The 15426-nt window shown below is 28.7% G+C and carries 11 protein-coding genes and 1 rRNA gene; all 12 read right to left on the bottom strand.

Going from position 1 to position 15426, the window contains the following annotated elements; genetic code table 4:
- Positions 1-90: 90 nt before the first annotated feature.
- The 12 genes from PRV_RS00915 to PRV_RS00860 all read right to left on the bottom strand — a co-directional run bounded on the left by PRV_RS00915 (position 91) and on the right by PRV_RS00860 (position 15425).
- Positions 91-2085 carry an MIP family Ig-specific serine endopeptidase gene (locus PRV_RS00915; RefSeq protein ID WP_022769295.1) on the bottom strand — a complete coding sequence of 665 codons (1995 nt, stop codon included), beginning with the start codon at positions 2083-2085 and terminating at the stop codon, positions 91-93.
- 233 nt (positions 2086-2318) lie between these two features.
- Positions 2319-3829 (bottom strand): 16S ribosomal RNA (locus PRV_RS00910).
- A 145-nt stretch (positions 3830-3974) separates the two neighbouring features.
- Entirely contained in the window at positions 3975-5078 is a 1104-nt protein-coding gene (locus PRV_RS00905; protein WP_022769291.1) for a hypothetical protein, read from the bottom strand.
- Between the two features lie 69 nt (positions 5079-5147).
- Complete coding sequence (locus tag PRV_RS00900; protein WP_022769287.1) at positions 5148-6218, bottom strand: hypothetical protein; 1071 nt, start codon at positions 6216-6218, stop codon at positions 5148-5150.
- A 126-nt stretch (positions 6219-6344) separates the two neighbouring features.
- Positions 6345-7439 (bottom strand): hypothetical protein, encoded by a 1095-nt coding sequence (locus tag PRV_RS00895; RefSeq protein ID WP_022769278.1) that lies wholly within the window; start codon positions 7437-7439, stop codon positions 6345-6347.
- A 91-nt stretch (positions 7440-7530) separates the two neighbouring features.
- The gene (locus tag PRV_RS00890; protein ID WP_144062293.1) at positions 7531-8625 is read right to left on the bottom strand and encodes a hypothetical protein; all 1095 of its coding nucleotides are present in this window, start codon (positions 8623-8625) and stop codon (positions 7531-7533) included.
- Positions 8626-8819: 194 nt separating this feature from the next.
- On the bottom strand, positions 8820-9701 hold the full coding sequence (locus PRV_RS00885) for a hypothetical protein (protein WP_022769269.1): 882 nt from the start codon (positions 9699-9701) through the stop codon (positions 8820-8822).
- Between the two features lie 355 nt (positions 9702-10056).
- Positions 10057-11118, bottom strand: coding sequence for a hypothetical protein (locus PRV_RS00880; RefSeq protein WP_022769261.1), 1062 nt, complete (start codon positions 11116-11118; stop codon positions 10057-10059).
- A gap of 57 nt (positions 11119-11175) precedes the next feature.
- Positions 11176-11409: a hypothetical protein gene (locus PRV_RS00875; RefSeq protein WP_022769257.1), complete on the bottom strand. Its 234-nt coding sequence runs from the start codon at positions 11407-11409 to the stop codon at positions 11176-11178.
- A 184-nt stretch (positions 11410-11593) separates the two neighbouring features.
- Positions 11594-12715: a hypothetical protein gene (locus PRV_RS00870; RefSeq protein ID WP_022769253.1), complete on the bottom strand. Its 1122-nt coding sequence runs from the start codon at positions 12713-12715 to the stop codon at positions 11594-11596.
- Between the two features lie 457 nt (positions 12716-13172).
- Positions 13173-14252: a hypothetical protein gene (locus PRV_RS00865; RefSeq protein ID WP_144062292.1), complete on the bottom strand. Its 1080-nt coding sequence runs from the start codon at positions 14250-14252 to the stop codon at positions 13173-13175.
- Positions 14253-14495: 243 nt separating this feature from the next.
- Positions 14496-15425: a hypothetical protein gene (locus PRV_RS00860; protein ID WP_022769250.1), complete on the bottom strand. Its 930-nt coding sequence runs from the start codon at positions 15423-15425 to the stop codon at positions 14496-14498.
- Position 15426 lies beyond the last annotated feature (1 nt).

Below are 15426 nucleotides of genomic sequence, written 5' to 3'. Positions count from 1 at the left end.
GATTAAAAAATGCCTAAATTTTTATTTCAAAAAAATTATTAAATAATTACTAACCAATCGGGCACATTGCCCGATTAATTACAAAATCTTTTAACTAGCTTTTCACTTTGATGTGTGACTCAAATAAGTTTGTATATTATTTCCATATTTTTCTAATTGTGTTCTATAAGAAGAAATATCTCCTCCTTTGCCAGCAATTAAGTCGAATTGTGGGATAATTACCCTACCTTTTTCATCCTTAACTTGACTTCCTCTAACTGGCTCAATAACACCATAATTGAATGTTGAACCAGCATATCTGGTATAAAGACCTAATAAACCTCCTTCCTTATCTAATACCATACTTCCTGAAGCTCCTCCGCCCAAAAAGGTGTTATCTAGCAGATAGTTATAACCTCAATTAATTAAAGGTTTGCCATTTCAAGAAATAGCTATTTGTTTATGAAAAGGACTTCTATCTGAACCAATATGTCCTCTAATGACATCACCATCCTTATTGGTTAAGTTATACCCTGAGAAACTTCTTAAATTTTCATATTCCTTAAAGTGAGTTAACTTACTTCGAGTAGGAATTATTTTACTTTCATAATAATTCTTTTGAGAATTAAATGTATCTTTATATCTATATTTTTGATTCAAAGAAAAAGATATTTGATTTCCTGTATTTCCCCCTTGTGGATATCCTCCCACTAAGAAATGATCTTGATTTTCATTCAATTCATCAGCTGTATATTTACTCATTAATTCGGTAGCAAACATATTAACTGATTTTTCATTAATTTTTTCCACTCCATCAAATACTTTATGTTTGTAGTATTTATCAAATGTTCTATTAGTCATTTTTCTTGCTATATCTTCATTACCAAAATCAACCTCAACAACTCCAAAATCTTTGTAATAATCCATTGTCTTATTTGGGTTTTGATGATCTTTCTTTTTTCCTGCAAAATTAATTGCTGTATATATTAATTTAGGATTTGCAATTCTAACTTCGAAAATCTTTGGAGCTCTCGCTTTAGAAGTTCCTCCTGCCATTTCTATAAATATAGGGCTATTTGTATAGTAATCAGTTTCTCTAGATTTAAATTTCTTAGACTCTACAGATTCCAAATTAGTGAAACTTGAAGTAACATCTTCTTCAGTCAAAATATCTAAACTCGGAGTATCTCCTTTCAAGAAATTAGCACAACCAACATATCCTCTATCACTATTGCTTTTTACATATGCATCTAGTGATTGTTCAGTAACTGGCAATAAAACATCATACTCGCTCTTCTTAAACTTAATTTCACTAATTACATGTAAATTTGTAGCTATAAACCATTTTGTAGGATATTTATCTTTTTCTTTTGGAAGTTCAAAATCTAATAATCATCCAGTTCCAGCTGAACAAGGAGAAGCTAATTTAACAGTATGATCTTTAAGCATCTTATAAATCTCCGCATCTTTTTTAAGTTGTTCTTTACTTTCTATTTGTTCAATATTTCCTGTTTTAACTAAATTACTTCGATAATCTCAATATCCTGATTCTTTACCATATTGAAGAACATACTTTTCAGCATCAGACATTTGTTGTCTATTCTTAATAGGATTTTTAGCTCTTTCATCATAAACCTTGTTTTTCAAAGCACTAGCTCCCTCTCAATCCCCCCCCACTTCGTTTTCAACAATAATTTGAGGTAATTTTGGTTCAGATACTTCTAATTGATTAGATTGTGAAACAATTTGGATTTCGGGCCCTTTAGAAGATTTAATATCTTCACTTTCTTTATTTTCTTTAACTTCTGCAGATTTAGAAAGTGAAGATACTTCAGCTTCATTTTTTTCTTGTCCCGAAGAATAATTAATTGAAGAAGGCTTTGAAAAATCTTGAGTTTCAGAATTTTGAAAAGAATCCATATCATTTGAAGATTTAATTTTTAAAGAACTTTCAGATTCAGACTTTTCAGATAAACTCTCCAATTCATTTTGTAACTTTTTATTACTTAAAAACTTATAAGCTTCATATCCAGCATAACCAGTTCCGCTTACACCACCAACAGAAGCTAAAAAGATTTTTAAAAGATTTGAAAAAGTAACTGGCATAACTATTACTTAATTATTTATTAAGAGAATATATACAAAAAACCAAGAATAATTATATACCAAAAATTTAATTAGATTATTTAAATAATTAAAAATTTCCTATATATTTCCTACTAATATAAGAATTTTGTAAGAAACAAACAATCATTTAAAAATTTTTTACTGTTTAAAGCTAATAAATTAGATAGATTTGAAAATAAAAAATAAACCAGTCTGTAAAACCTCTTCTAAAAAATTAAAGTTATCCACCCGCACGTTCTCGTACGGGTACCTTGTTACGACTTAACTCCAATCAAAATTACCAATCTAGACGTAATTAAATACGGTTTTAATTAGTACTTTCTTTCGTAGTTTGACGGGCGGTGTGTACAAGACCTGGGAACGTATTCACCCTGATATAGCTGACACAGGATTACTAGTGATTCCATCTTCAAATAGGCGAATTGCAGCCTTTTATCCGGACTGAGATAGACTTTAGGTGATTGACTCACTATCGCTAGATTGTCACACATTGTATCTACCATTGTAGCACGTTTGCAGCCCGAGGCATAAGGGGCATGATGACTTGACTTGGCCCCATCCTTCCTAGATCTTACGATTCAGTCTTATTAGAACTAAGCAACTAATAAGAAGGGTTGCGCTCGTTACGGGACTTAACCAAACATCTCAAGACACGAGCTGACGACAGCCATGCACCACCTGTCACTCCGATAACCTCAACTATATTTATATAGCGTTGCGGAGGATTGCAAGCCTCGGTAAGGTTTTGCGTGTATTAACGAATTAAGCAACATGCTCCACCACTTGTTCAGGTCCCCGTCAATTTCTTTGAGTTTCATATTTGCATATATACTACCCAGGCGGGGTATTTAACGCGTTAGCTACATCACTCAGTCTTAAATCCAAATGACTAATACCCATCGTTTACGGCGTGGACTACTGGGGTATCTAATCCCATTTGCTACCCACGCTTTCAAGCCTCAGCGTCAATTATGTTCCAGGCACTCGCCTTAGCCTCTGGTGTTCCTCAATATATCTACGTATTCCACCACTACACATTGAATTCCAGTACCCCCTAACTAATTCTAGAAATGCAATCTTCACCGCGAACACTTGTTAAGCAAATATTTTTAACAATGAATACACATTTCAGCCTACGCTTCCTTTACGCCCAATAAATCCGGATAATGCTCGTGACCTATGTTTTACCGCAGCTGCTGGCACATAGTTAGCTGTCACTTATTCAATTAGTACAATCAAGGCGCGGCCATTTCCTGCCGCGCTTTTTTTCCTAAATAAAAGAACTTTACAATCAGAAGACCTTCATCGTTCACGTGGTATTGCTCCATCAGACTTTCGTCCATTGTGAAAAATTCCTCACTGCTGCTTCCCGTAGGAATATGGGCCATTTCTCAATCCCATTGCGGCTGTTCAACCTCTCAGTCCAGCTACCCATCATCGGCTTGGTGAGCCATTACCTCTCCAACGACCTAATAGGACATATTCCTATTCATCCGCGAGGCCACCTTTCGGCAGCCTCCTTTAATTTAAATTAATTCACTAATTTAAAACTATGGCGTATTAATAGCCCTTTCGGGCTGCTATTCTCCTCGGATGAGCAAGTTAAATATGTGTTACTCGCCCGTTTGCCACTAAAAAGGCCCGAAGACCTTTTTCGTTCGACTTGCATGTGTTATGCATACCACCAGCATTAATCCTGAGCCAGAATCAAACTCTCATAAAATTGTCCGGTTTACTTCCTAAACTATTTTCAAATAACTATCTTTACTAAAACCTAAATTTACCATCAGGTCATTAATAAATTTTATTGTTAAAAAAGATTCTCTAAAAAAAATAAAAAGAAGGGAAAAATTCTCACTTCTACTTTTTTATTTTTGAGAATTTAATTGATTCATTCAAGAAAGTAGTTTTTGAGCTATATGAGCTTCTATTTTTAAGCCTGATTCAACAATTTTTTTCATATATTGATCTTTATCGCTGTATACTCAATTTACCATTCCAGGACCAAATCAAGTAGCAATTAACCCTGAAACTCTTTTACTTTTTAAATATTCTTCCAAATCCTTATCATTTCTTGTTAGCTCTTCCATTACCTTTTTATATTCCTCTTCAGAATAAAAGTGTCTATAAGGATTTTTTTCTCAACTTTCCCATCCATAAAGAGGAGGATTTCCTTTATTTAGTTGCCCTTTCAATTTAATTCGATCTTTGTCTCACTCAATCATTTTCAAAGACTTTAAAATTTCATCTTTTTTTGGAATATTAATAGAATTACTAAAAGAAATACTTTTTGTTAAATCTTTTGCGTTATTTTCCAACCTTTTTAAAAGTTCTTTACTTTCATCTGACAATTCCAAATAAGTCTGAAAATAATTTTGCAATGATTTTCGCTCTTCCTTATTTAAAAAGGAAACATTTTCTTTTTGCTCAGCAACTCTTTTCTTTCTCCTAGATTTTTCTGTTTTAAATTCAGAGGATAAATAATCATGAATTGTTGTTTTAGATTTTTGAAATTTTTCTGAATCTTGTGCAATTTTATTTTTTTCTACAACTGTTTTAAATTGTTTATCTTTATCATTCTGAATTTCTAATACTTTTTCTTCTCTTTTTATTTCTTTATATAAAGATTCCACCTTTTCTTTAGTTCTTTGAATTTCTGAAGATTCATTAAATGCCCCCCCCGAAGTAAACATTTTTTCTAAAGCTTTTTCTTTATTTAATAAAACATTTGTTTTATTCAAAGAATCTGTTTCTAAATTGTTTAAATCAATTTTTTCTGCTGAAGGATTTTGAAGAGCAATTTCCTTCTGTTTTTCATTTGTATTAGTAAATAAATTAGAAAATGAAGAAATATTACTTAATTGAGGTAAAAAACTTTGAGAAACATTTGGTAATTTATTAAAAAATATAAAAAAACCCCCACTTATAGATAAAAGAGAAAATATAGAAAAATAAATTTTTATCTTTTTCATTTAAAAATACCTAAATCTCGATTGTTATTTTAAAGCTAATTAATCGTTTTTCTATAGACTTTTAATAAATTACAACATAAATTTTTTGCTTTCAATTAATTTCATATCTCTAAATAATTTATTAGCTACCGCAAAAGGAACAACTTTTTCAAGTAATTTTTTTCTACTTTCTAAAGTTTTTAAATTTCCATAACAATAATCTGACATAAAAACGGGCATAGCGAATAAGGAGCATGTTCTATTCCAAGGATCTGCTCTACGCGCTTGTATTTCTTTACTAGTATTTTTATAAGCATCTATTATCTCAACTCATTCTGGATAATCCAATAAACTTCCATAAGGATTATTCCCTCCATCTCAATATTGAGAATTAGTGAATTTTGCAAAATCAATTTCATCTTTATTATTCCAACCTATTTGTTCCAATGCTTGGAGAACTTTATTTTCTAAATATTTATCTTTTCTTTCTTGATTTACCTTAATATCTTTAGCTTTTTCTTTTATATTTATTAATCTTTTTTCAAACTGGCTCTTTTTATCTTTTAGCTCTACATATTGTCGATAATACTCGCTCAAACTATTTCTTAAATATTTTGTTAATTTCTTTGAAGATATATCAGATTGTGAATCTGTGTTTCTTCTTTCTCTTGATCTACTTTTTAAATCTGAGGAAAGTTTCAAAGTTGATAAAACCTCTTTAAGATTATTGGAATGTTTTGCTAATTCTTGCTCTGCTTTAGACAACTGCTCTCCTTGTTCTTTTTCAACCACTTTAATCCCAACTTCTCTATCAATTTCTGTAACGAGCTTATTAACTGTTGTTTTTAAACTTTCCGAACTTTCTCTCTCATTTAAAGCAGTATTACTTATTTTTAAGCCTTCAAAATCTCTGATTTTTAAAGGATTTTCTTTAAAACTTTCCAGATCAACTTCTAACTTAGTAGTTGGGTTTAAAGAGTTATTTAACTTAATTTCATTTTTAGTGAAGTTACTTAAGTTAAATGAAGGGATATTGCCCCCCCCTTCGAAGATTGAAAAATTAGAAATTAAAGAATTAAGATTTTCAGCATTTAAAAAGAATAAAGAATTCCCGCCAATTAAAAAAGGGATTGAAGAATAAATCGAATATTTAAATCTCATTTAATTTATTCTTAAAAAATGCATCAACAAAAATATCTTATTAGAATAAATTATTCAAAATTACATTGATTTTATAAAAAGAATGAATGAGATATAGGGGGAGCTTATATAACCCCCCTTTTTTTCTTATTTTTCTAGTCTTTTAACTACAATATTTGAATTATCCACTAATCCCATTTCTAAAAATAATTTATTAGCTACAGCAAAAGGAGCAACTTTTTTTAATAATTCTTTTTGTTTCTCTAAATCTTTTAAATTACCAAAACAACGATCAGACATATTGAAAAGAATAGCAAACACAGCGCAAGTTCTATTTCCTGGATTTTCTCTTAAAGTTTTTATTTCTTTTGTAGCTTTTTTATAATCGTCTACTATTTTCTGTCAACTTTCATAATCTAATAAAGCTGAATAGGGATTTTCTCCTCCATCTCAAAAATCACGATTAATTAATTGTTCAAATTTTATTTCTTGATTAGTGTTTCATCCTATTTGCTCTAATGATTTAAGAACTCTATCATCAATATATTTATTTGAACTATTTTGAGTAACCACAATATCTTCTGATTTTTCCTCTATATTTTTTAGTCTTTTTTCAAATTTATTCTTTTTCTCTTTCAAATCTAAGAATTTTTTGTAATAAGTTCCAAGACTATTTCTTACATTTCTATCTAAAGAATTTGGAAATTCAACAAATTGAGAGTTTGAATCTCTTCTGGCTCTACTTTTAACTTCAGAAGAACTTTCTGAATTGGATAAAAGTACAACACTGGATAAAATCTTGTTCAAATTTCCTGAGTGACCTTGCAATTCTTTTTTAACTTGCGACAATTGTTCTTCCTGTTCTTTTTCAACTTTCTTGACTCCAATTTCTTTATTTACTTCTGTAACAATTTTGTTTACTTTTGTCTTCAAACTTCCTGTTTTTTCCTCTTCATTTAAATTAGGAAGATTTAAGTCTGAACTTTCAGAAACATCAACTCTTAAAGATTCTGTTTGGAAATTTTTTTCATTCAATTCCAACTGAGTTGTTGGAATTGAAGTATTATTTATTGTAAGTTCATTTTTACTATAACTATAGAAATTAAAAGAAGGGGCATTGCCCCCCCCAGAAATTGAGAGTTTAGAAATTAATGAATTAAGATTCTCACTATTTAAAAAGAATAAAGAACTTCCTCCAAAAGAAAAAGGAACTAAAGAATAAACTGCATATTTAAACCTCATTTAATCTAATCTATTTTTTTCTTTTTAACTTTTTTAAAAACTTATCGCAAAAAATTATTACGATTTTTATAAAAAATCCCCCACCATTTATTTAATTAACTTTTAAACTTGAAAGACTTGGACCATTAATTAATCCCATTTCTCTTAATAATTTTTCTTTTACTACTAAAGGTAATAATTTTTTTAATGCTTTTTGTTGTTCTCTTAATTCATCTCTCTTTCTAAAACAAAGATGAGAAGATCTAATAAAAAAAGCTGCTAAAGAACAAGCTTTAGTTGAAGAGCTTGCTTCAATTTCTTTTATTTCTTTTTCAAGTTTCTTAAAATTTTCTACTATTTGATTTCATTGTTCAAAAGTTAATAAATTTCCATAAGGATTAATACCACCATCTCAAAAATTAGAACGAATTAATTTTTCAAAATCTATTTCATTTTTAGTACCTCAACCTATCTGCTCCAATGATTTAAAAACTTTAGTATCTACATATTTATCATTTCTTTCTTGTTTTACTTCAATATCTTTTGCATTTTCTTCTATATTTTTTAATCTTTTTTGTAGTTCATGCTTTTTATCTTTTAGCTCTACATGCTTTTGATAATACACACCAACACTGTTTCTCACTTCTTTTGTTAATTTTTTTGATGACATATCAGTTTGAGAATCTGAATCTCTTTTTCCTCTCGATCTAGCTGCAGAAGAAACACTCTCAGAGCTTGTAGGTGGCTTTGCAGTTAATACAACTTCTTTAAAATTGTTTGAATGTTTTTGTAATTCTTGTCTAACTTTGGATAATTTCTCTTCTTGTTCTTTTTCAATCGTTTTAACTCCAGCTTCTCTATCTATTTCTATAACGATATTACCAACTGTTTCTTTTAAATTTCCTATTTTTTGATTTTCATTTAAATTAGTCTGATTTATCTTTAAATTTTCTGGTGTTTCTATTTCTTTTAAAGATGATGTTTTCAAATTTTCTTGTTGCAATTTCATTTCAGTTTTTGGAATTAAATGACTATCCATCTTGAGTTCATTTTTAGAACTATTGAAATTAAATAAGGGAGAATCGCCCCCCCCAGAAATTGAAATCCTAGAAATTAACGAATTAAGATTTTCGCTATTTATGAAAAATAAAGAACTCCCGCCAATCGAAAAAGGTACGAAAGAATAAAACACATATTTAAACCGCATTTAATCTAACGCATTATTACTAAAATTGTTTTAAATTTTCTTTAAAAAATATCTTTTATCGCAATTATTACTTTAAAATAGGATATTTTTAATCTTTCCAATTAAAAATTATTTTTATCTCATATATAATAAGTAAAAACATAAATTAAAAGAAAATGAAGGGACGTTCAACCCCTTCAAATATTAATTTTTAATTAATTTTCAAAATTTTTAATATCTTCCTTACTAATTAATTCCATTTCTTGTAATAATTTATTACCTATCGCCAAAGAAATCAATTTTTTAAGTATTTCTTTTTGTTGTTTTAATTCATTCCTATTTTGAAAGCAATGTTCAGACATTCTAAAAATCATAGCCACTAAAGAGCAAAATCTATTTGTACCATTTGTCTCAATATCTCTAATTTTTTTAACAGTGTCTTTAAACACTTCTACTATACTATTTCATTGTTCCAAAGTTAATAAACTTCCATAAGGATTACCGGAATCCCAATATTTACGGTTATTTTGAATAAATTTTTCAAACTCTATATTATCTTTACTATCCCATTCAATATTCTTAATAGCATTTAAAATTCTTTGATCCTCATTTTTTGTTTGTATTTTAGGACCATTTTTAGAATCTCTTATCCCTTTTTTAATTTTTTCTAGTCTTCCTGTAAATTCTTCTTTTTTATTTTTTAAATTTATATATTTTTGATAGTAAATACTAACACTTTTCTTTTCTTGTTTACTTAATTGGCCTACCTCTGAAGTTTGTGCCGAATGTTCATCTCTTCTAGATCTTGAACGAGACCGTTCATAATCTATAGAGGGTTTTAAAACTTTTGAAGCATTTTGAAAACTACTTTCATATTGTTTCAATTCTGATGAAACTTTAGAAAATTCTTCTTGTTGTTCTTTTTGAATTTGAATAGTATCTGTTTCTTTGTCCATTTCTATAACAAGCTGAGAAACTGTTCCCCTTAATTTTTCAGATTTTTCTTTTTCATTTAAATTAACTTCATTTAACTGTAAATTTTGAGTAGAATTTATTGTTAAAGATTCTTCTTTGAAACTTTCCTTATCAACTTTCAACTTAGTAGTTGGAATTGAATAATTTTCTATTTTTAATTCATTTTTATTGATTCCAAAAAAATTTAGTGAATTGCTATTGCCCCCCCCACAGAAATTGAAAAGCTAGAAATTAAAAAATTAAGACTTTCATTGTTCAAAAAAAATAAAGAATTTCCCCCAATTAAAAAAGGGATTAAAGAATAAATTGCATATTTATATTTCATTAAATTCACCTTAATTTAAATAATTTGAGCTATTTTTCCCACAAAATATTCGCTTAAATAAATTCCTGTTTTAACTGAAAATTAAAGATCAATTTCCAATACTTTATTTTTTTAAGTTAAGAAACATTTTATTTCTATAATCACCTTCTATTCTATTTTTTATAAAGAATTACTCCTCCATCAGGACAAGATACTCCTTTATTTCACACTCCACAAAAACCTTCTTTTTGATTAATAATTCCTTTTTCAAATTCTTCAATAAGTTCTTTAACAGCTTGTTTTAAGGTTTGTTCTTTCAATTGACCAACACTTCCAGCAAATTCAATGAGTTTTTCAGTGGCTCCTCGATTGTCGCTTTTTCCATGTTCCCTCCCCCATTCCTTATTTTGACTCTTACCTTTCCCTGAAAGCCATCACGCTCCAATCTCAATATTCATATTTCCATTTCCATTTAATTTTGGAATCAAATTTTTAATATCTTTTCTAAGATGTAAATCTTGACCAATTTTCCCAGTTTTTAAACAATCGTGATTTTCAAATTTAAATCTATTTGAAAAAAAGCACAAACTTTCGTTTTTTCAAATCCCTGTATTAAGTCATCGATTTACAGTCCTTTCAATTGCTTCTTCAAGATTTTTCTCGATTGAATTCCCTATTTCATCCTTAATGCCTTCATTAACAAATTCTGGATTTATTTTGCAAATAATTTCCCGCTCTCTCAAATTTCGACAATATCGCTTATAATTTTGAGCAAGCTTTACACTTTTTTCCCCCGCCATATTATTTTTTAGTTTTCATAAAATTCTTCCATTCCCTCCTCCTTCTTCCTCTACAGTAAACATTTGATCAAGAAAACCAATACCAGCTTCTCCCTTCTCATCAAATAAATCTGATTTTTGGCATCCCACCCATTTATTTATTTTTTGTCTTAACATTTCATCTATTATTTTTAAAGCATTTTTTATATAACCTCTAACAGTGCTAGATCCTTGACCTTTTTGAATTTTTTCCCAATCTATCAAAATTTTTGGTCTAAATTCTCCATTAAAGCATAATCCTACAATAACCAATTTTTTATTTTTTTTATTTTGTTCTTTAACTAAATCTTTAAGTGGATTTTTAAAATTTGGTGAAAAAGTCATTGTCGATTCATTGACAATAACTTTTTTCTCCCCTACATTTAAAGTTGTTTCTTTAGACCCAAAAAAACCCATAAAAGGGCCAGCAAAAACTCCTGGAAGACCAAATAAAAATAAACTGCTTTTAATTTTTTAGAATATAAATTGCTCTTTAGTGTCACTTCCAAAAAAACTATCTTTTCTTTCTTTAACAACCTTTTTTTCAGCAATCTCTTTTTCATTTTTTACAAGTAAACATCCTTTAGTTGATCCAAAAGGATCTTCAAAAATGTTCCCACTTTTTATTCCAGCTGGTCGAGATAGTAAAGCATTAGCTGAAGCCGCCCCCGTTAAAATTCCTCAGTCAGTTTTAAAAGATTCTCTCAAATTTATTGATTAATTTACTCTTTTAACTTAAAAAAATTAACTAAAAAATTTTTAAAAAAATTAGATTTAAATCTATTTTTCTTGAGTAATTAAAACTAAATAAAATCTAGATTCTTATTTTTTAAAGCGAAATATTTAAATCTAAAAAAGTGCTACCAAAGATTCTAAAAATAATTTAGAATTTTTATTTTTGCCACATTACCCCACTATTGGGGCACATTATTCCATTCCAACCAACTTTACATCACTTTTCTCTTGACTTAATAAATTGAAGTTTTTCTTGTCCAATTAGATTTTTGAAAATTTCATAACATAATATTTTTGCTATTTCTTCATTTTGGTTGTAAAATCAAGAGCTTTTTGATATATCTTTTAAATATCCTTTAACTTTATTTCATCATTGTTTTTTATTACTTTCAAGATTTCATTTTTTGAGTTCATTTCACATTCATGTTGGCCTTTGAGGGTTTCAAGGAAGCGCTAATGAGCTTCCATCAAGTCTAAGATTTTCAAATTTTCCATATTGAATGAAATCTTTCTTAAATATTTCTGAAAATTCGTATTTGTGATCCCCTTCGCAATATCATTTTCCGTCTTTCAAAATTTTTTGATTACACCACGTGGCGCCAAGAACAAGATTTATTAAACTATTTGCAATACTTCCTCTAACCAATTTTTGTATCTTTGGGCGATATGTATTTCCAAATTCATTTCTGTTATAAATCCATATTTCTGCTGCAGTATTTGTTATTGAAGTTCTACTTTGTGAACTTCTTGGTTTCACACCTCTAAATAAATTTCATATTTCGTTAAAGTAAGTACTTTCACGAAATTTTTGATTTTCACTAACTCTTATTAATTCTTCATCATTCTTTTCCCCCCCAATACGCGGAACTATACCAACCATTGCAATTTCTTCCAGTTTATTTCCTAATTCTTTAGTATTTCATCATTTTCCATAAGCTGCTTCTTCAATCGCCGCTCTATATCCACAACCAAAAATCAAATTCAAATAACCTTTAAGTCCTTTCTCAAAAGTATGTTGAAATTTGTCTCAACCAACGTTGGAATTTAGATTTTTATCTAAGAAATCGTTTCCTCAACCAATTAAATCGCCATCCATGCAATTAATTCCAACTTTTATTCTGTTTTTATAGTCTCTGTCTTCTTTATAACGAGTAACTGTAACATTTAATCCATTTTCAAGAGAAACTTTCTTTTCATTTCCATTTTTAGATTCTTCTGTTATTACTACATCTTTCTCTTTTATCGATTTTCCCTTACTTAAACTTAAATATTCCTCCAAATTGGTTCCAAAGCAAACCCCTGCAGGGCAACCAATAAATCCAAAAATTAATCCTTTTTTAATAATCTACTATAACAATAAAAAAGTTTTATTGATAAAAACCGCGGACTCTTTTACTTTTGTGGAATTTTTTTATTCTATAGAAAGGTTATGTATTTAAAACATATATTTGACTATCAAAATTTAAAAAGAAAATAACCTTAGAGGTAATAAAACTAAATTTTTAAAGGATTATATCCATATTCTTACAAAAGTATTTAAAAAATTAATTCTTTAAAAATTTTATTGATTTTTTCGGGAATTATTTTCTATTTTTAAAAACTTTTTTCTTTTAAAACCCACTTTTTTACTTCTTTATAAATAAATAATTATTAAAAAATTTTTAAATATTTCTTTTAATTTTTAAATTATTCTATTCTTTTCTAAATTTCTTTGTCTTTATAACTTATCTATCATTCTATTTTTTGTAAATTACCACTCCTCCTTCAGGACAAGATGCTCCTTCATTTCATATTCCGCAAAAATCTTTATTTTGATTAATAATGCGCTCTTCAAATTTTTCAATAAGTTCTTTAACAGCATATTTTGCAGTTTGCTCTTCCAAACGGCCTATACTCCCCGCAAACTCAATAAGCTTTTCAGTAACTCCTCGAACATCATGTTGTCCATCCTTTCTTCCTCATTTTTCGTTTGGTTTTTTCTTTCATCTTCCAGAAAGCCATCATTCTCCGATTTCAAAATTTATATTTCCAGTACTTTTTAAATCTGTAACTATTTTCTTAATATCTTGCGGAAGATTTGTATCGCTACCGCCCATTTCTCCCGGCTGTAAGCAAGTTTTTATCTTATTAAAGGATTTATTTATAGAATTACTTAAAAAATGACAAAATTTCTTATTTTCTCAATGTCCATTGTTAAGTCATCAATCAACAAGCTTTTCAATAGCATCTTCAAGTCTTTTCTCTATCTCTCTTTTCACTTCACCTTTAATGTTTTTATCGCTATTGGCGAATTGTGGTTCTATTTTGCACACCATTCCCTTCTTTGTTGATCTTTTACATTCATTTATATAATTTGCAGTAATATTTATACTACTTCTTTCTTCATTTTTTAATTTTCAATTAATTAACCCGCTGCCCCCCCCATTTTCATTGGCAACAAATATCTGTTCGAGAAAACCAACACCAACTTTCCCGCTCTCATCAACTAAATCTGATTCTTGACACCCTACTCATTTATTTATACTTTTTCTTAACATTTCATCTATTTCTTTTAAACCACCTCTTATTGCCTCTCTAATTACTTTTGATCTACCGTCCACTGGGATTTGTTCTCATTTTTCCAAAATCTCAGGCCGAAATTCTCCATTTAAACATAACCCAAAAATAACAAATTTTTTGTCTTTTTGTTGTTCATTCTCTTTTCACTCCTTGAAAGGATTTTGATCATTTGGTGAAAAAGTTACTGTCGATTCACCGACAGTAACTTTTCTCCCCTCTACATTTAAAAATGTTTTTTTAAACCCAAACAATCCCATAAAAGGTCCCATAAAAACTCCTGGAAGACCAAATAAAAATAAACTGCTTTTAATTTCTCAAAAAAATATTTAAAAAATATTTTTAAAAATTTTCAAAAATTTAGATCTATAAATAATTAGATTTTTCCTTAAATAATAAAAAATAAATAAAAATTTAAATTTTTATTTTTTGGTTTAAATAATAGGCTTTAAAAAAATAATTAATTATTTAAAGTATTCATTTATCCATTTTATTTTGGATAACTAATAAACTAATCCCCCCTCAGGACAAGATATTCCCCCACTTCAAATTCCGCAATCGGTTTTAAATTCTTCTGAAAATTCTTTTTCAAGTTCACTTCATAACCAATTTTTGAAAAAATCTTCAATATTGGCCTTATTTCTCCCGACCATGAACTTTATTTTATTGACCCAATCATCTTTTTTTGATCCTTTATCTTTTTCAAGTTGTTCTAAAATCTCTTCCTTTCCTTTTTCTATTAATCCAGTTTTAAATCATCACTCTCCAATTTCAAATTCTGTATATCCTCCGCCATACTCAATTTGAATTTTCTTCTTATTTTTGCCACTTCTTATCTCTCATTCAACAGTATTAATAAAACCTCATTTTTTTCCTCATTTAACTTCTTTTAAATTAACTCACCCAATCATAAATTCTTTCAAAACCTTTCAAATTTTTTCTTCAATTACTTTTTTAACATCATCTTGTCACAAGTTCTTAAAATTACCTTCTAATTTACAAAACACTTCAACAAGACTTTTTCCTGTGCACTCCCTTTGATAATTAATTTGCTCTTTCATAGACTTCAATCTATCTAAATATTTGTTGTTTTTCACTTTAATATGGAGAACCCCCCCCGAATCGTTTTTTTCAACAATTCGATCAAATCAGCTTTCTCTCTGCATTTCCTCCTGATTTTGACATCCAATAATTAAATTCAAAAATCTTTTTAAAACTTCCTGTAAAATTTGATCTCCCTTTTTAATATTTTGTTGTTTTTGACGATTCGCCCCCTGGTCTATATTTCCATTATTCTTTATTCATTCAGGTATCATATCCCCATTTAAGCACAAGCTTATCACCTTAATTTTGTTTTTAATATTTTTCTCCCCCTTCCCCTTCTTTATATCAAAACTCCCCAATGGATGTTTTTCATTAGGGGAAAAAGTCATT

The organism is Mycoplasma parvum str. Indiana, assembly GCF_000477415.1.
Taxonomy (GTDB): Bacteria; Bacillota_I; Bacilli_A; order Mycoplasmatales; family Mycoplasmoidaceae; genus Eperythrozoon_A; species Eperythrozoon_A parvum.
The sequence above is the reverse complement of the archived record's forward strand: the minus strand, read 5'-3'. Positions and strand labels throughout refer to the sequence as shown.